The organism is Polaribacter sp. Hel1_85 (assembly GCF_000766795.1).
Taxonomy (GTDB): Bacteria; Bacteroidota; Bacteroidia; order Flavobacteriales; family Flavobacteriaceae; genus Polaribacter.
In genome coordinates this window covers 737,850-754,572 of sequence record NZ_JPDS01000001.1, presented here as the reverse complement: position 1 = coordinate 754,572, position 16,723 = coordinate 737,850, and the positions used below count along the sequence as shown (strand labels likewise).

General features: G+C 26.8%; 21 protein-coding genes, 2 tRNA genes and 1 pseudogene. 15 read left to right on the top strand and 9 right to left on the bottom strand.

Annotation, left to right across the window (positions count from 1 at the left end; translation table 11 throughout):
• The first annotated feature begins 33 nt into the window (after nt 1-33).
• Both PHEL85_RS03310 and PHEL85_RS18190 read left to right on the top strand, forming a co-directional pair.
• On the top strand, nt 34-867 hold the full coding sequence (locus PHEL85_RS03310; protein WP_036820980.1) for a prohibitin family protein: 834 nt from the start codon (nt 34-36) through the stop codon (nt 865-867).
• A gap of 151 nt (nt 868-1,018) precedes the next feature.
• Nucleotides 1,019-1,144 (top strand): hypothetical protein, encoded by a 126-nt coding sequence (locus PHEL85_RS18190; RefSeq protein WP_262501545.1) that lies wholly within the window; start codon nt 1,019-1,021, stop codon nt 1,142-1,144.
• 145 nt (nt 1,145-1,289) lie between these two features.
• Here PHEL85_RS18190 and PHEL85_RS03300 read toward each other — a convergent pair whose 3' ends face one another.
• Nucleotides 1,290-2,021, bottom strand: coding sequence for a carboxypeptidase-like regulatory domain-containing protein (locus tag PHEL85_RS03300; protein WP_235318224.1), 732 nt, complete (start codon nt 2,019-2,021; stop codon nt 1,290-1,292).
• 175 nt (nt 2,022-2,196) lie between these two features.
• Nucleotides 2,197-2,280: transfer RNA gene (locus tag PHEL85_RS03295), tRNA-Leu, on the bottom strand.
• A gap of 257 nt (nt 2,281-2,537) precedes the next feature.
• Between PHEL85_RS03295 and PHEL85_RS03290 the strand changes: the two genes are divergently transcribed.
• Complete coding sequence (locus PHEL85_RS03290; RefSeq protein WP_036820975.1) at nt 2,538-3,038, top strand: hypothetical protein; 501 nt, start codon at nt 2,538-2,540, stop codon at nt 3,036-3,038.
• 120 nt (nt 3,039-3,158) lie between these two features.
• Here the strand turns inward: PHEL85_RS03290 and PHEL85_RS03285 are convergent.
• A tRNA-Lys gene (locus PHEL85_RS03285) sits at nt 3,159-3,231 on the bottom strand.
• 98 nt (nt 3,232-3,329) lie between these two features.
• Here PHEL85_RS03285 and PHEL85_RS03280 point away from each other — a divergent pair.
• The gene (locus PHEL85_RS03280; protein WP_036820972.1) at nt 3,330-3,845 is read left to right on the top strand and encodes a shikimate kinase; all 516 of its coding nucleotides are present in this window, start codon (nt 3,330-3,332) and stop codon (nt 3,843-3,845) included.
• Here PHEL85_RS03280 and PHEL85_RS03275 read toward each other — a convergent pair.
• Both PHEL85_RS03275 and PHEL85_RS03270 read right to left on the bottom strand, forming a co-directional pair.
• Nucleotides 3,837-4,341 (bottom strand): annotated as a pseudogene (locus tag PHEL85_RS03275) (phosphoribosyltransferase domain-containing protein). The gene PHEL85_RS03280 and the pseudogene PHEL85_RS03275 sit on opposite strands and share 9 nt — an antisense overlap.
• On the bottom strand, nt 4,338-4,718 hold the full coding sequence (locus PHEL85_RS03270; RefSeq protein WP_036820970.1) for an RNA-binding S4 domain-containing protein: 381 nt from the start codon (nt 4,716-4,718) through the stop codon (nt 4,338-4,340). Before PHEL85_RS03270 ends, PHEL85_RS03275 begins: the two are co-directional and overlap by 4 nt.
• A gap of 79 nt (nt 4,719-4,797) precedes the next feature.
• On the opposite strand from PHEL85_RS03270, the gene PHEL85_RS17735 reads away from it, so the two are divergent.
• The 10 genes from PHEL85_RS17735 to PHEL85_RS03225 all read left to right on the top strand — a co-directional run bounded on the left by PHEL85_RS17735 (nt 4,798) and on the right by PHEL85_RS03225 (nt 12,093).
• Entirely contained in the window at nt 4,798-4,953 is a 156-nt protein-coding gene (locus PHEL85_RS17735) for a hypothetical protein (RefSeq protein WP_156109093.1), read from the top strand.
• 82 nt (nt 4,954-5,035) lie between these two features.
• Nucleotides 5,036-5,650 carry a peptidylprolyl isomerase gene (locus PHEL85_RS03265; protein WP_156109091.1) on the top strand — a complete coding sequence of 205 codons (615 nt, stop codon included), beginning with the start codon at nt 5,036-5,038 and terminating at the stop codon, nt 5,648-5,650.
• Between the two features lie 308 nt (nt 5,651-5,958).
• Nucleotides 5,959-6,252, top strand: coding sequence for a hypothetical protein (locus tag PHEL85_RS03260; RefSeq protein ID WP_052108439.1), 294 nt, complete (start codon nt 5,959-5,961; stop codon nt 6,250-6,252).
• A gap of 31 nt (nt 6,253-6,283) precedes the next feature.
• Nucleotides 6,284-7,702: a CotH kinase family protein gene (locus tag PHEL85_RS03255; protein WP_052108438.1), complete on the top strand. Its 1,419-nt coding sequence runs from the start codon at nt 6,284-6,286 to the stop codon at nt 7,700-7,702.
• Between the two features lie 135 nt (nt 7,703-7,837).
• A complete protein-coding gene (locus PHEL85_RS03250) occupies nt 7,838-8,578 on the top strand; it encodes a YHYH protein (RefSeq protein WP_036820962.1) in 741 nt (246 codons plus the stop codon).
• Between the two features lies 1 nt (nt 8,579).
• Nucleotides 8,580-9,191, top strand: coding sequence for a toxin-antitoxin system YwqK family antitoxin (locus tag PHEL85_RS03245; RefSeq protein WP_036820960.1), 612 nt, complete (start codon nt 8,580-8,582; stop codon nt 9,189-9,191).
• Nucleotides 9,160-9,834: an SCO family protein gene (locus PHEL85_RS03240; protein ID WP_036820957.1), complete on the top strand. Its 675-nt coding sequence runs from the start codon at nt 9,160-9,162 to the stop codon at nt 9,832-9,834. The genes PHEL85_RS03245 and PHEL85_RS03240 overlap by 32 nt, the downstream gene beginning before the upstream one ends.
• Nucleotides 9,835-9,992: 158 nt before the next feature.
• Nucleotides 9,993-10,742 carry a polyphosphate polymerase domain-containing protein gene (locus PHEL85_RS03235; protein WP_036820954.1) on the top strand — a complete coding sequence of 250 codons (750 nt, stop codon included), beginning with the start codon at nt 9,993-9,995 and terminating at the stop codon, nt 10,740-10,742.
• A 2-nt stretch (nt 10,743-10,744) separates the two neighbouring features.
• The gene (locus tag PHEL85_RS03230) at nt 10,745-11,347 is read left to right on the top strand and encodes a DUF4956 domain-containing protein (protein ID WP_036820951.1); all 603 of its coding nucleotides are present in this window, start codon (nt 10,745-10,747) and stop codon (nt 11,345-11,347) included.
• A 29-nt stretch (nt 11,348-11,376) separates the two neighbouring features.
• Nucleotides 11,377-12,093 (top strand): DUF2490 domain-containing protein, encoded by a 717-nt coding sequence (locus PHEL85_RS03225; protein ID WP_036820950.1) that lies wholly within the window; start codon nt 11,377-11,379, stop codon nt 12,091-12,093.
• 56 nt (nt 12,094-12,149) lie between these two features.
• Here PHEL85_RS03225 and murB read toward each other — a convergent pair whose 3' ends face one another.
• Nucleotides 12,150-13,160 carry a UDP-N-acetylmuramate dehydrogenase gene (gene murB / locus PHEL85_RS03220; protein WP_036820949.1) on the bottom strand — a complete coding sequence of 337 codons (1,011 nt, stop codon included), beginning with the start codon at nt 13,158-13,160 and terminating at the stop codon, nt 12,150-12,152.
• Nucleotides 13,161-14,351: a pyridoxal phosphate-dependent aminotransferase gene (locus PHEL85_RS03215; protein ID WP_036820947.1), complete on the bottom strand. Its 1,191-nt coding sequence runs from the start codon at nt 14,349-14,351 to the stop codon at nt 13,161-13,163.
• 286 nt (nt 14,352-14,637) lie between these two features.
• On the opposite strand from PHEL85_RS03215, the gene PHEL85_RS03210 reads away from it, so the two are divergent.
• Nucleotides 14,638-15,840: an aspartyl protease family protein gene (locus tag PHEL85_RS03210; protein WP_235318223.1), complete on the top strand. Its 1,203-nt coding sequence runs from the start codon at nt 14,638-14,640 to the stop codon at nt 15,838-15,840.
• 1 nt (nt 15,841) lies between these two features.
• Here the strand turns inward: PHEL85_RS03210 and PHEL85_RS03205 are convergent, their stop codons facing one another.
• Both PHEL85_RS03205 and PHEL85_RS03200 read right to left on the bottom strand, forming a co-directional pair.
• Complete coding sequence (locus PHEL85_RS03205) at nt 15,842-16,246, bottom strand: DUF1573 domain-containing protein (RefSeq protein WP_036820942.1); 405 nt, start codon at nt 16,244-16,246, stop codon at nt 15,842-15,844.
• A gap of 6 nt (nt 16,247-16,252) precedes the next feature.
• A complete protein-coding gene (locus tag PHEL85_RS03200) occupies nt 16,253-16,615 on the bottom strand; it encodes a DUF1573 domain-containing protein (RefSeq protein WP_036820939.1) in 363 nt (120 codons plus the stop codon).
• Nucleotides 16,616-16,723: the final 108 nt, after the last annotated feature.

The following is a 16,723-nucleotide window of genomic DNA, read 5'->3' as shown; positions in this document are numbered from 1 at the left end:
TGTAAATTTGGAAGAATTTAAAAACAAACAAAAATGGCAAGTAATCAACAATTAGATATCAAGTTTCCAAAAGGAGGAGTTTTCTTAATTCTAATAGCAGTAATAGCAATCATCTTATTCTCAAAATCTACAGTAACTATTGGTCCTGGTGAAGGGGGAGTTATTTTTGAAACTTTAGGAGATGGTATAAATACAGACAAAACATACGGAGAAGGATTTCATATTGTTGCGCCTTGGAACAAGATGATTGTAAGAAAAGTACGTCAGCAATCTATTTCAGATGAAATGAATGTGCTTTCTGTAAATGGATTAGAGGTTAAGGTTAATGGAACAATTTGGTACGAACCAGAATTTATAAACTTAGGTAGTTTAATTAAAACAAAAGGTGAAGATTACGAACGCGAATTACTAGATCCTGCAATTAATGCAGCAGCAAGAAGTGTGGTTGGACGTTATACTCCTGAGCAATTATATTCTAGTAAAAGAGATGTAATTGAACAAGAAATTTTAGATGAAGTAACAAAGTTATTAGAAGGTCAATTTTTAACTGTAAAAAGAGTTTTAGTTGAAGATGTGAAGCTTCCTCCTACAATTAAACAAGCTATTGAAAGAAAATTAAAACAAGAGCAAGAATCTTTAGAATATGAATTTAGATTAGTAACAGCACAAAAAGAAGCAGAAAAGGTTATAATTGATGCAAAAGGAAAGGCTGAATCTAACCGAATTTTAAGTGCGTCTTTAACGGATAAAATTTTACAAGATAAAGGTATTGAAGCAACTGTTAAGTTGTCAGAATCACCTAATAGTAAAGTAATTGTTATTGGTTCTGGTAAAACAGGAATGCCTATCATTTTAGGAAATCAGTAAGAAATAATTTTACTTGATAATTTAAAATCCAGCTTCTGCTGGATTTTTTTTTGTGTTTAAATGTAAGATTCTTAAAGTTCTGTTAAAGTCATTTTATGGTGTAACTAAAGCAATAGCTAAACGTCATATAGATGTAAATAAATCAATAACCATGAAAAATAATAACATAAATAACGAAGAGAAAAAGAATATTTCAACAGGAATAATTCAATCAAAAAGAATTACTTGGAATACAAGAAGAAAGTATAACTATAAATATATTACAACCGTATTTTAGTTAGCAATTAGTTAGTTTTTAATAGTTGATTAGGGTCAAAAGCATTGCTTTTGGCCTTTTTCAATTTTAAAAAAATAACCTTGAAGCAATGCCCCAAGGTTATTCATAAATTATTATTCTCAATGAATGGATAATTTTAAAGCTATTAATTTTTTACAGGAATCTTATCACGTTCAATTTTTCCTTTCTTTAAAGCTTTATAGTTTTCATAACAGTCTAGAACTGCTTCAATCATTTGTAAATCAGAAGCTTTTTTAATAAAGTATTCAGAATAATTACAATCAGTTAAAAGTTCAGAAAGTTCTTGTCTATCCATTTGTAAGTATTCCATCATTACTTCCCTGTCAAACTTACCCGCTAACATTTTACGTAAATTATCTTCCTTTTTAAGTTTTTGTAACTTTTTTAGTTGCTTAGGTTTTTTTCCAAATAGATTATATAAAAAGTCTACCGGTTGAAATAATGCAGCAATAGGAGATGAGAAGTCTTTTCCTTTAGGTTTCCCAACTTCATAAGTTTGTGGAAGCCCGTTAATTTTAATTCTGGTAAATCTATCTTTTGGTACTTGTTTTATATCAATTTCTAAAACACCAATTAATTTTGTTGATTTTATAACAATTTCTTTAATTTCTTCAGGTTTTTCATACAAAGCAATTAATAATTCATTTCCTTTTAGCAGATCATTTGTGATTTTTAATTTGATTGAAGCATATCCTAAGTATGAAACTAATATAGTATCATTTGCCTTTGTAGGTATTTCAAAAAAACCTTTATCGTTTGTAATTGTACCCTGCACAGTATTCAAATTTAAGATATGAGCTGCGCTTAAAACTTTTTTAGTTTCAGCGTGAATAATCTGTCCTTTTAAATTATTCACACGAATCGTGTCGTTCTGGGAAAAAGTGCTTAAATACGTGAATAAGCACAAAATAAATAATAGTCTTTGCATATTGCAAAATTACTAATAAAAGCCTTTAGAAAGGTTAATTATTTGTGAAACCATTCAGTTTTTTTTAACATATGATGAATTATAGGAAGAAGAAGAAAAAAAGTGCGCACGAGAAGAGTCGAACTTCCACGAACTTGCGTTCACAGCCCCCTCAAGGCTGCGCGTCTACCAATTTCGCCACGTGCGCATTTGTATAAAAGCAAAACTGCTTTGCATTCGCCGGCAAATATAGTAATTAGAATTACTAATTTTATATTAATAGATTATATTTTACTTAGCTATTTATACCCAACAATAATATATAAACGATTTTATTAATGAGTAGAAAAAAAAATATTTTTAAGTGTTTAAGACCCAAATAAATAAGGCAAATGACCCAAATCATTTTGTATTACTTGTCTACTCGTTAACTTTGATAATTATAAACTTTTAAAATTTATTATTATGAAAAAATTAGTTATTTTTTTATTGGTTTGTGGTTTAGCTACACAAGTATTTGGTCAAATAATTGTATTAGATACTATTGATATTCAGTCTGTAAGGTATAAATATCTTTATGAAGTTGTAGATGGTGATATGGATCAAAATGTAAAAAATTTACAGATAGAACTTGCTAAGATAGATATTACAAAAGAAGATTTTTATAGTGATGAATATAATTCTTACGAAGTAATGTTACGTATTCCTAAAGGCTATGCAATTGCTGCATACAATGAAAAAGGTGAATTAATTAGAACAATAGAGCGTTATAAAAAGGTTAGATTACCTTTAGTTGTTAGTCAAGCCTTAGCTAAAAGATTTCCTAATTGGGTTGTTGATAAAGATATATACAAAGTGAGTTATTCTGAACCAAAATGGGAATCTAAAAAAACCTACAAGTTAAAACTAACCAATGGTAAAAAAACCATTAGAGTTAAAACAGATGAAGAGGGTAATTTTTTATAAACTTCAACTAAAACTTTATAGTAATTATTTTTAATGTTTGAATTATTTAATTAAATAATTGACTAAAAAATAAAAAAACCTTGCTAATATAATTAGCAAGGTTTTTATTTTTCTTATTTGTGACCGGGCTGGGGCTCGAACCCAGGACCCTCTCCTTAAAAGGGAGATGCTCTACCAACTGAGCTACCAGGTCTATTTTTGTAAACCGAGTGCAAATATACTATCAATCATTGGAATTATTAGCATTAAAATGAAAATTTTTTATAGATATTTGCATAAAATATTAAATCAATGAAAATAGTATTATTAGGTTATATGGCTTCAGGAAAATCAAGCATTGGTAAACGACTTTCTAAAAAGTTGTCTATGAAGTTTTTAGACTTAGATGATTATATTATTGAAAAAGAAGAAATGTCCATATCAAAAATATTTGAAACTAAAGGTGAAGTTTATTTTAGATTGATTGAACATAAGTATTTAAAAGAAATACTTGCTAAAGATGAAAACTTCATCCTTGCTTTAGGAGGAGGAACACCTTGTTATGCTAATAATATGGAAGAAGTGAATAAAGGAAATACTAGCTCTATTTATTTGCAAGGAAGTACTGCAACTATGATAGAACGTTTAATAAAGAAAAAAGCTAAAAGACCTTTAATAGCTTCTTTGGGTGATGATAAAATTCCAGAATTTGTTGCAAAACATCTTTTTGAAAGACGTCCTTTTTATGAGCAAGCAAAAACTACTATAAAAATAGATGATAAAACTAAAAAGGAAGTTGCAGAAGAATTAAAAAAGCTATTAAACTAAATAAGCAATAGTTTCTTTTTCTGAAAATTCTACTTGAATATGTTCTTTTATAGAAGTTGATAAAGAAATTCCTTTAAAATCTGCTTTTACAGGATATTTTTTATGATTTCTATTTACTAAAACAGCTGTTTTAAATTTTTTTAAAGGAACATCTAAGAAATGTTTTATTCCGTATATTAAAGTAGTTCCAGAACTTAATACATCATCTACCAAAACTAAAGATTTGTTTTTGTAATCTTCTACATTTAAAGAAGTTGTAATTGGATTTAATGGTTTTTTCTTATCAATAATAACTTTGCAAATAGTTATTTTTAAGTTTGAAATTTCTTGTAAATCCTCCATTAATTTTTCAGCAAACACAAAACCATTTCCTACAATTCCTGCAAGTATAACTTCTTTTTCTGAACTATTTGTTTCATAAATCTGATAAGCAATTCTTCTAATTTTTTTGAGAAATTTGCAGTTGATTTAATATAATGTTACCTGATGTTGTCATATTTCTTCTGTTGTATCGTCTTGATAATTATCAATATCTCTTCTATCTTTTTTAGTAGGTCTACCGGTTCCTTTTTTTCTATAATAATCTTTAGCAAATTTTAATAAATCCGTTTTTTCAAATTCCTCTTTTGGTGTAACATCTTTTCTATACAGGTCTACTAATTTTGCACCAAGTCTACTTTCTGGTAAATCTAAAACTTTTATTTGATAATTGATTTGATTTTTTCTAACTATAACTAACTCATCACCAAAAACTTCTTTAGAAGGTTTTAAACTTTTACCGTCTATCTTAACTTGTCCTTTTTTACAAGCTATAGTAGCAATACTTCTTGTTTTAAAAATACGAATACACCACAAATATTTATCAATTCTCATAAAAATAGTTAAAATATAACGTTTGTCTTTTTACAAAGGTATAAAATTGGTAAATTGCGTGCTCAAATTTTAAGATTAAATGAATAAAATAAAAAATATTTTTGGACTTATTGTTTTAAGTATTGCTTTGTATTCTTGTGGAGATGATGGAAATACTTTAACTAATCCTTATGAAGATGTAGACTATTTAGCTTTAGCTACTTCTGAAAGTGACTCGATAGTGCATTTTTTTTAAAACTCATTATTATGATTCTAGTAAAGGTTCTTTAAAACTAATTGATGCTGGACAACCATCTATGTATTCAGAAACGGATAAGATGAAAATTATAGATGTTACCGAAAATGAAATAGTTAATAAGTTATATGTTTATATTACAGAAATAGGAATTCCTGATTTTAAAGATAAAAATAATCCAATCGAAAGGAAAAGTAATCCTACAGAAATGGATTCAATTTTTGTAAACAGAAAAGGTGTTCAATTGTTAGGTAATACAATTGATTATGATAATAATTTATTTGACAGTGCCGATCAAACATGGTGGAGTTTAGCACCAACCTATGGTTTATCAGGCCAAGCTCCTTCTCCAATAAAAGGTTGGATTAAAGGTTTTCCTTTTTTTAAAAGTGGAGAAAATATAACAAATAATGGACCTATAACTTATAATAATACAGGAAAAGGATACCTTTTTATTCCAAGTGGTTTAGGGTATTCATCCATAAATTATCAACTTGGTCAAACTTTAAATGCTTTGTTTGATAAAACTCTAGTTTTTGAAGTTGAATTATTAGATTTAGTTGAAAATACAGATCATGATAATGATGGTAAACCATCTATAAAAGAAGATACAGATAAAGATGGAGATCCTACAAATGATTTCAGTGATACTGATAACCCTAATCTTCCAGATTATTTAAATCCTGATATTAATTAAAATATATGCGTTTTAAACGTACAAAATTTATTTATAAAGGCAGTAATTTTAAATTACTGCCTTTTTTTATGTTCTTTTTTTTACAGCTTACTAATTTTTTCATATTCATTTTTAAAAATTAGACAGTAACTTTCTGTATTTGTTCTTATTACTTTTAATTCTCTATTCATTTAATAATAACTGATTAGTCTTAATAAAAACACTCTTTAAACTTAATTTCATTTTTTTTGTTAAAGTAAAGTTAACGTGCGCAAGTTTTTAAATAGAGAAGCATCTAAATTTCTATAACTTAATTAAAAGATTTAAAAATGAAAAAATCAGCAAATAAAATTTTAGTGGTTTTAGGATTATCATTAATAACATCAGTTTCTGCTTTAGCTCAACAAGGGAGTAGAGAAGATAGGCCAAAAGGACCACCATCAGTAAAACAAATTATAAAAGATTTAGATACAGATGAAGATGGTAAAATTTCTTTAAAAGAAGCAAAAGGACCTTTAAAAAATGATTTTAAAAAGATAGATATAAATGAAGATGGTTTTTTATCAAAAAAAGAATTAAAGAACGCTCCAAAACCAGAGAGAAGAGAAAGACCTAGAAATTAAAAATATTAAAATCAATTTAAACAAAAAAATCATGAAATACTTTAAAGACTTAATTCCATATATATTTATATTATTAATCATTTTTTCTTGTTCAAGTAAAGCTGCTACAGAAATTGAAGAAGAAGAAGAGGAAGAAGAAATTGTTGTAGTTGTTGATGATACAGATTTTGATCCTATAGATTGGACTGATGCTACACATAGTAAAAGTGCAGATCCAAATTTTGATGAAGTTTTTGAAGACAATACAGTAAAAAGATTAGATTTTGTTATTTCTGAAGAAAACTGGCAAAACATGTTAGATGATATGACAAGTCTTTATGGAACATTTGGAGTTGGAAGTGGACCAGGAGGAGGATCAACTTTTTCTGATGAAGATCCAATTTTTGTTCCAGGACAAGTTTTTTATGAAGGTATAGAATGGTATAAAGTAGGGTTACGTTTTAAAGGTAATTCTAGTTTACAATCTAGTTGGCAATCAGGTATTTTAAAACTATCATTTAAATTAGATTTTGATGAATTTGAAGATGATTATCCTCAAATAAACAATCAACGTTTTTACGGGTTTAAAAAATTAAGTCTTAAAAATAATTATGATGATAGTTCTATGTTAAGAGAAAAAGTAGCAACAGATGTGTTTAGAAATGCAGGTTTAGCTGCTTCACATACTGCTTTTTACACACTTTATGTAGATCATGGAGATGGACCACAATATTTTGGATTGTATACTTTAGTTGAAGAAGTAGATGATACAGTTACTGAAACACAATTTTCTTCGGATGAAGGTAATTTATATAAACCAGATGGAGATGCTGCCTCTTTTGCAAGTGGAACTTTTGATGAAGATGAATATGTAAAAAAGAACAATGAAGATGACGCAGATTTTACAGATGTTCAAAGCTTATTATCTATAATAAATGATGGTTCTAGAACTACAGATCCTGCAACTTGGAGAGCAAATTTAGATGCTATTTTTGATACAGAAGTATTTTTAAAGTATTTAGCAGTAAATGGTATTGTTCAAAACTGGGATACTTATGGAAGAATGACACATAATTATTTTTTATATAATAATCCAGATACTAATAAATTAACATGGATTCCTTGGGATAATAATGAAGCTTTACAAACAGGTAAAATGGGAGGGGCATTATCTTTAAATTTCTCTGGATTGAGTTCTTCTCAATGGCCTCTAATAGGTTATATGTATCAAGATGATGTTTATAAAGAAAAATACGATGCTTATTTAGAAGAAGTTATTAATGACGCATTTAATGAAACTACAATTCAAGAATTGTATACTAGTTATGCTGCTTTAATTGAAGAGTTTGCAACATCAGAAGTTTCTGGATATACTTTTTTAAATTCTAGTTCAAGTTTTCAATCTGCAGTTAGCACTCTAAAAAGCCATGCAACATCAAGAAAAAATGCAGTTGATGCTTATTTGAATTAAAAATATTAAAATTTGGTTTGGTTAATTATTAGCTTCGTGAGAAATCGCGGAGCTTTTTTTATTTTAAATAAATGAAACACAAGTTTTTTTTATAGTTGGCATCTAATATTATATAAACACCATTAAACCAATTAAATGAAAAACCAATTTATTAAAACCACAGCACTTTTAGCAATCCTTTTTTCTGTTATAATTTCTTGTAATTCAGAAGCAGAAATAGAAGATGAAATTGTAACAGAATTACATACAGCATATGCAGAATTTAATACAGACGAAACAGATATTTATTTATCTAATAATGGTACAACTGTAACTATAGAAACGACAGGTTTACCAAACCATGACACAGTTTATTGGGGTGAAGGTAATAGTGGTTATATTCAAGAATCTGATGTTAATACTACACCATCAATTATGTCTAGTAATAATAATGCAGTTACAATTACAGTAGATGCAACTCCAAATTTAGATGGAAATACTGTAAGTACAGAATTAAATACTATAGGTATTGCTGTAAGTGGTGCATCAATATTTAATGACCAAGAAGGAAATGGAGCTTTAGACCAAGCTGCAGGAAGTTTAGATTGGACAGGTGCTCACATTGGTCCAGGAGTGTATCATTATCACTTAGAACCAAAAGCATTTACAGATGATGATGAAAATTTAGTAGGTATATTATTAGATGGTGTGTTTTTATATGGAAGAAAATGTAATTCTACAGGATCTTACCCAACTGATTTAGATACTTCAGGAGGACACACTTCAACCACTCAACATACAGCAGGTATTAGTGAATATCATTATCACATCATAAACGAATTGTATTCTACAACTGGGTCTTATATTGCTTTTGAAGGCCCTTATCAAGGTTATTAATATGAAGTTAACAAAACTATTTTTAATATTATTTTTTATTATTGGTTGTAATACTACAACCAATAATAAAATTATAATTGCTAAGAAAACTATAACTATTGATAATAGTAATATTATACATAAAGATAGCTTAGTTTTAAATGGAAATGAAGGCAAGTGGTATTATAAAAATAAACTTTATAATGGTTTTTCTGTTAAATATCATTCAAACGATTCTATAAAAGAGAGAACAGGTTTTTTAAATGGAAAAAAACATGGGGTTTTTAAAGTTTGGTTTAAAAACGGAAATTTAAAGATGACTTCTCATTATAAACAAAATGTTTTAGTAGGAAGTTATAAAGCTTGGTGGATAAACGGTGTTTTGGCATCTGAAGTTAATTATACTAGAGGAAAAAAAGAGGGTGTAGAACAACAATGGTATCGAAATGGAATCTTGTCTAAAGAAAGAAATTTATTGAATGGTAGAGAAAATGGTTTACAAAGAGCTTGGTTAGAAAACGGAAAGATATATGTGAATTATGAAGCGAAAAATGGTAGAATTTTTGGTATGAGACGTGCAAAATTGTGTTACCAACTAAAAGATGAAAAAATTGAAGAAAATAAAAAAATATAGTTTTTTGGTATTGGTTATTTTGCAATTTCTTAGTTGTAAGAAAATAAATAACAAAGAAATTCAAAGTAAAATAGATGTTTTACCATATTATAATGAAGCATCTTTTACACCAAAGTGGTTGGCTTCTAAAAGCGGTAAATTAAAGTCTTTTCATAAAATTCCAGATTTTAGTTTAACAAATCAAAATGGAAAAATTATTACTCAGAAAACATTTAAAGGTAAGATTTATGTTGCAGATTTTTTCTTTACAACTTGTCCTGGAATTTGCTTAAAAATGACTAATAATATGTCTTTAGTTCAAGAAGCTTATAAAGATGATGATGAAATATTAATTATTTCGCATTCTGTAACACCAAAAAAAGATGCTGTTTCACAGTTAAAAAAATATGCTTTAGAGCACAATATCAATAAGAATTGGCATCTAGTAACTGGAGACAAAAAAGAAATTTATGATTTAGGTAGAATGTCTTATTTTGTTGAAGAAGATTTAGGAGAACCAAAAGGAATTGATGATTTTTTACATACAGAAAATTTTATCTTAATTGATAAAAACAAGTATATAAGAGGAATTTACAATGGTTTAAATAAGAATTCTGTAAAGCAATTAATTGCAGATATTAAAACATTAAAAATAGAGATGTAATATTTGGGGGAATATTATTTTTCATAGCCTCATCATTAATATGATGAGGTTTTTTTATTGTGATTTCTTTAACAAAACAAGCACAAGTTATTTTAGATAACAACATCTAAACTTAAAGAAATAGAATAAGAATAATTTAAGTTTTAAAGAAATAGTATATGCCAGAAAATATTGAAAATATAATTGAGGAATACGCTCCAATTTCTTTAAATGAAATGAACAGTGTTTCTTTAATGAAAAGAACAGATACAAAGTTTGTTATTAATAAATCTCAGTTGGGTTTTATTTTAGAAAACATAAAAGAAAATTATAAAGTTTTACAAATAAATGATGATAGAATTATGAGTTATTCATCATTATATTTTGATACAGAAGAGAACAAATTTTATAATGATCATCATAATGGAAAAAATAATAGAACTAAAATTAGACAAAGAAAATACATTGAGTCTGATTTATGTTTTCTAGAAATAAAACAAAAAAATGGTAAAGGAGAAACAAATAAATCTAGAATTCAAGTAAAAGATTTTGAAACTGATTTAACAACTTCTTCTAAAGATTTTATTTCAAACATTACAAATGCAGATTACAATTTAACTCCAAGTTTATGGAATGGTTTTAATAGAATAACACTAGTTAATTTAAAATGTAAAGAACGTGTAACTATAGATTTAAACCTTTCATACAATATAGATGATAAAGAAAAAGGATTTGAAAACCTGGTTATCATAGAAGTAAAACAAGAACGCTTTAATAGAAAATCGAAAATAGTAAAATCATTAAAATCAATTCAAAATAATCCTTACAGTATCAGTAAGTATTGTATTGGTATGATTAGTCTTTACAACGATTTAAAATATAATAGATTCAAAAAGAAATTAATAAAAATAAATAACACAATAGCTTAACTATGGAATTTTTAGATATCCCTTTATTCGATAATGATTTTTTTAAAATGATGTTTAGATTTGTTTTAAACTTTACATTTTTAACAGTAATTATTCGATTTATTTACTACCCAGATTCAAAAAGAAAAGATTATGTTTTTACCTATTATTTAATTAGTCTTATCGTATTCTTTTTATGTTTTACTCTTAAAAAATATGAAATGGACATTGGAATGGCACTAGGTCTATTTGCCATTTTTGGAATTATAAGATACAGAACTAATCCTGTAGATATTAAAGAAATGACCTATTTATTTGTTGTAATTGGTGTTTCAATTATTAACGCATTGGCAAACAAAAAAATGAGTTATGCAGAAATTCTTGCTGCAAATATTATCATTGTTTTTGTACTTGTATTGATAGAAAAATATTGGTCTTTAAAGCAAGTTGTTGCTAAATCTATTGTCTATGAAAACATAGATAATATAAAACCAGAAAATTATCATTTATTAAAAGAAGATTTAGAAAATAGAACAGGTTTAACTATAAATGATGTTACTGTAGGTAATATAGATTTCTTAAAAGATATAGCAACCGTAACTATTTTCTATTATAAACAGAAGTAATTTTTTTACTAACAAATTCAAATAAAAAGATGAAAATTAAAAAAAAGATAAAACAATCAATAGTAAAGTTAATGCTATTAATTACAATTTTGTTTGCTGGTAAAAATTATGCGCAAACAGATGCTGACTGGGCTTCTTGGAATACAGTAGGTGTAGAGTATGAACTAAATAAAAAATGGAGTTTTGGTTTAGAAGAACAATTTAGATTAAAAGAAAATATTTCTGTAATAGATAATTATTTTACACAATTAACTGCAGATTATAAGTTGTTTAAAGGTTTTAAACTAGGTGCTGGAGTTAGATATATTAGGGATAATGATAACCAAGGAAACATACAGGGTTATGAAAACCACTTTAGATTTCAGATTGATGCAATGTACAAACATGAAATTAATGATTTTAAAATTGGTTATAGATTACGTTATCAAAATAAAAACGAGTTAGGTGTTTCTTATGATGAAGGAGATTATGCAAATCAAAACATTCGTTTTAAAACTTCTTTAGAATACAATATTAAAAACTGGAAACTAGATCCAAAATTCTCTGCAGAAATATTTAATAAATTTCAAGAAGGAGAAGAAAATGGGTTTAATAAATTTAGATTAACATTAGGTACAGATTATAAAACTAAGAATTTTGGTAAAATAGGTGTGTTTTATAGATATCAAAAAGAGCTAAATGTAGATTTTCCTGAAGCAACCAATGTAGTTGGTTTGAAATATATTTATACGATAAAAAATAAGTAATTTTTTGAATTGTTACTTACTATTAAAGGCTTGTTATTTGTTTAACAAGTCTTTTTTTATGTAATAATATTCACTTCAATTTCTAGAGAAATACCAAATTTTATAAAGATAGTTTCTTTAATTTTCTTAGCAAGTTCATAGATTTCAATCCCAGAAGCATTTCCGTAATTTACGAGAACTAAAGCTTGTTTTTCATGCACACCGAAATCACCAAAACGTTTTCCTTTAAAACCGGCTTGTTCTATTAACCAACCAGCAGGAACTTTAATTTCTGTGTTAGAAACTACATAACTTGGTATTTTTGGATATTTATTTTGAAGTTTTAAAAACTGTGATTTTTCTATAACAGGATTTTTAAAAAAACTACCGCTATTTCCAATTTTTTTAGGATCTGGAAGTTTAGATTCTCTAATAGCTATAACAGCATCAGAAATATTTTTTAAACTTGGGTTTGTAATACTTTTTGAAGCTAATTCAGCCTCAATTGCACCATAAGAAGAGTTTAAATTATGAGTAATTTTTGTTAAAAGAAAACTTACAGAAGTAATAATATACTTTCCTTTTTTTTCATTTTTAAAGATAGAATTTCTGTATCCAAAATTACATTCAGTATTAGAAAACTGAACCAATTTTCCAGTTTCAATTTCTAAAGCTTCAACCTTGGTAATTGTATCTTTTACTTCAACACCATAAGCACCAATATTTTGTATTGGACAAGTACCAACATTACCAGGAATTAAAGATAAATTTTCAATTCCTCCATAATTTTCAGAAACACACCATAAAACAAAATCGTGCCAATTTTCTCCAGCGTTTACAGTTAAGTAAATATCATTATGGTTTTCTCTATCAATAGAAATTCCTTTAATATCAATATGTACAACTAGGTTTTCAATATCTTTAGTAAGCAACATATTAGAACCTCCAGAAATTAAAAAAATATCTTTTTCAATTTTTAAAAGTTGTTGTAATTCATATACTGAATCAACAGAAATAAAACGTTTGGCATTTACAGAAATACCAAAGGTGTTGTATTGTTTTAATGATATGTTTTCTAGAATTTTCAATTAACTATTATATTGATTTAAGGCTTCTTTTAAAATGAGAGCAGATTTAATTAAATCTTCTTTATTTAAAACATATGCCATTCTAATTTGGTTTTTTCCTTCTCCTTCAGTAGAATAAAATCCACTTGCTGGTGCTACCATTACTGTTTCATTATTAAAATTGAATTCTTCTAAAATCCATTGCGCAAAATGATCAGAATCTTTAATAGGTAATTCTGCAACACAGTAAAAAGCTCCTTTTGGATTGGCAACTTTTATACCTTCTATTTTTTGTAATTCTGTAATTAAAGTATTTCTTCTTTCTACATATTCTTCTTTTACATCATCAAAATATTGTTGAGGAGTATCTAAAGCTGCTTCACTAGCAATTAATGCATAAGTTGGCGGGCTTAAACGTGCTTGTGCAAATTTAATGGCAGTTTTAATAAAGGCTTCGTTTTTAGAAACAATACAACCAATTCTTGCGCCACACATACTATAACGTTTAGAAACAGAATCTATAATAATAGCATTTTGTTCTAAACCTTCAACAGACATTACAGAGGTATGTTGTAAACCATCATAAGTAAATTCTCTATAAACTTCATCTGCAATTAAAAATAAATCGTGTTTTAAAACAATCTCTTTTAACTTTAAGATTTCTTCGGGTGAATATAAATATCCTGTTGGGTTTCCAGGATTACAAATTAAGATTGCTTTTGTTTTATTTGTAATTAGTTTCTCAAAATCTTCAATTTTGGGCAATGCAAAATTGTCTTCAATTTTAGAAATTACAGGAACTACTGTAACTCCAGAAGCAGTAGAAAAACCATTGTAATTAGCGTAAAATGGCTCGGGGATAATAATTTCATCACCTGGATCTGTAATACTACCAATTGTAAAAAGTAACGCTTCAGAACCACCAGTTGTAACTACAATATTATCTGAAGTTACATTTATAGAATGTTTTTTATAATAACCTACAAGTTTATTTCTATATGCTTCAGAACCTTCAGAACGAGCATAAGCCAATGTTTTAATATCATTGTTTTTTACAGCATCTAAAGCAACTTGAGGTGTTTTAATATCAGGCTGACCAATATTTAAATGATAAACTTTTGTCCCTCTTTTTTTTGCATCTTCTGCAAAAGGAACTAGTTTTCTAATTGGAGATTCTGGCATTTTTAACCCTTTACTAGATATTGAAGGCATAATAATTTTTTAAGAATTAATTGATGCGAATTTCCGAAATATATTTTATTTATACCATTTTATTAAAGAAACTTTAAAGGTTAAATTTTTATTAAAATGTATTTTATAAAAATCTTAAGTTGTATATTGTTTACATTCAAATATTTTCAACTTGATAAGAAGGATTTCCATTATTTTATTGTTTTTATTGATCTCTTTAAATTCAAATTCTCAAACTGGATTTTTTTTTAATGGGGCAAATAAAAATAGACAACAAGTTAATTTTAAGTTAATTAATAACCTGATTGTGATTCCTTTAGAGATAAACGGCAAGAGACTTTCATTTATTTTAGATACTGGGGTTAACAAAACAATTCTATTTAATTTATCAGAGAATGATAGTATTGGTTTATTAAATACTTCAAAAATTGAACTACGAGGTTTAGGTACAGGTGAACCTGTAAGTGCTATAATTTCAAAAAAAAATACTTTTAAACTAAAATACTTAATTAGTAGAAATGAAACTATTTATGTCATTTTAAAAGATTATTTTGATTTATCTAGTAAAATGGGAACTACAATTCATGGTATAATTGGTTATAATTTACTAAAAGATTTTATTGTAGAAGTAAACTATAAATCAAAAAAAATTAATTTTTACAATCCTAAAACATATAAATATAAGAAGTGCAAGAAGTGTGAAACAACTCCCTTTATGTTTTACCGAAAAAAACCTTTTATAAAAGCTAAAGTAAGTTTAGATACTATTGGAAATAAATTTATAGATGCTTTATTATTAGTTGATTTTGGTGGTAGTGATGCAATGTGGCTTTTCGAAAACTCTAAAGAAGAAATTAAAACACCTAAACGTTTTTTTAATGATATTTTAGGTGAAGGGTTAAGTGGACCAATCTATGGAAATAGGAGTAGAGTTTCTAAGTTTAAATTAGGGAGATTTGAAATAGAAAAACCTACAGTTTCTTTTTTAGATTCTGCATCTACTCATAATGCAAGAGATCTTAAACAAAGAAATGGTAGTATTGGTGGTGGGATTTTAAAAAGATTTAAAGTCTGGATTGATTACCCAAACAATAAATTTACTTTTAAAAAGAATGGTTCCTTTAAAAATGATTTTAATTATAATATGAGTGGATTAGATGTTATATATAATGGTAAAGAACTTGTTAAAGAAAAAAATATTACTAATATTTCTGATGCTTATGGTCAAAGACCAAATGAAAAGAACTCTATATCATTTGTAACAACCTATTCATTTAATTTTAAACATTCTTATAAAATAAAACATGTTGTAGAAAATTCACCAGCATTTTATGCAGGTTTGTTAAAAGATGATGTTATTATCAAAATAAATGGCAAATTAGCACATGATATTACTATTGGAGACATCAATCAGATGTTTCAAGAAAAAGATAAAAAGAAAATTAAAATTACTGTTAAACGAAATGGAGTACTAATGAAATTTGAATTTAGACTACACAAAAGTGTTTAGCTTAGCTACCAGAAAACTGACTTTTTTCTTTAACTAAAGAAATACCTTTATTTACCAATCCTTTAATTTTGATAATTTTTCTTTCATTTTTAGCGTTAGAAAAAATAGTTATAGATTTTGAGAAACCACCAACTCTTTTGGTATCATAAGAAACTTTAATTTCTCCTTTTTCTCCTGGCATAACAGGTTTTTCTGGTTTTTTAGGCACAGTACAGCCACAAGAAGATTGTATTCTAGATATAATTAAAGGTTGATCGCCAACATTTGTAAAAACAAAAACTCGTTCTCCATTAGAGCCTTTATCAATTTTACCGTAATTGATTGTTTCTTCTTCAAATTTAAATTCTTGTGCAGTGGCAGAAAAATTTAATAAACCTATAAATAATAATGTGTAAAATACTTTCATTTTGTTTTATTTACTGATGTAACCTTTAATTTTAATTTTTTTGATGGATTTTTTAGCATTCGAAAAAATAATAATTTCTTTAGAAAATCCACCTGTGCTCGAAGTATCATATTCTACAGTAATCGTAGCTTTTTCTCCTGGCATAATTGGTCTTTCTGGTTTTTTAGGAACAGCACAATCACAAGAAGTTTTAATTTCTTTAATAATTAAAGGAGCGTTACCAACGTTGGTAAATTCAAAAAGACGTTTGCCATCTTCTCCTTTTTTAATTTTTCCATAATTGATAATTTCCTTTTCGAATTTAAATTCTTGAGCAGAAATTCCAATTGTAAAAAACAATCCTAAAATAAAAATAAATCCCTTTTTCATAATACAAATTTACACTTTTTAAAAATGATAAAATAATCAACTACTAATTTTCTCTACAAAATAGATAATTGTATTTTTGCCAACTATATATCAAAAAGGATACCAAAG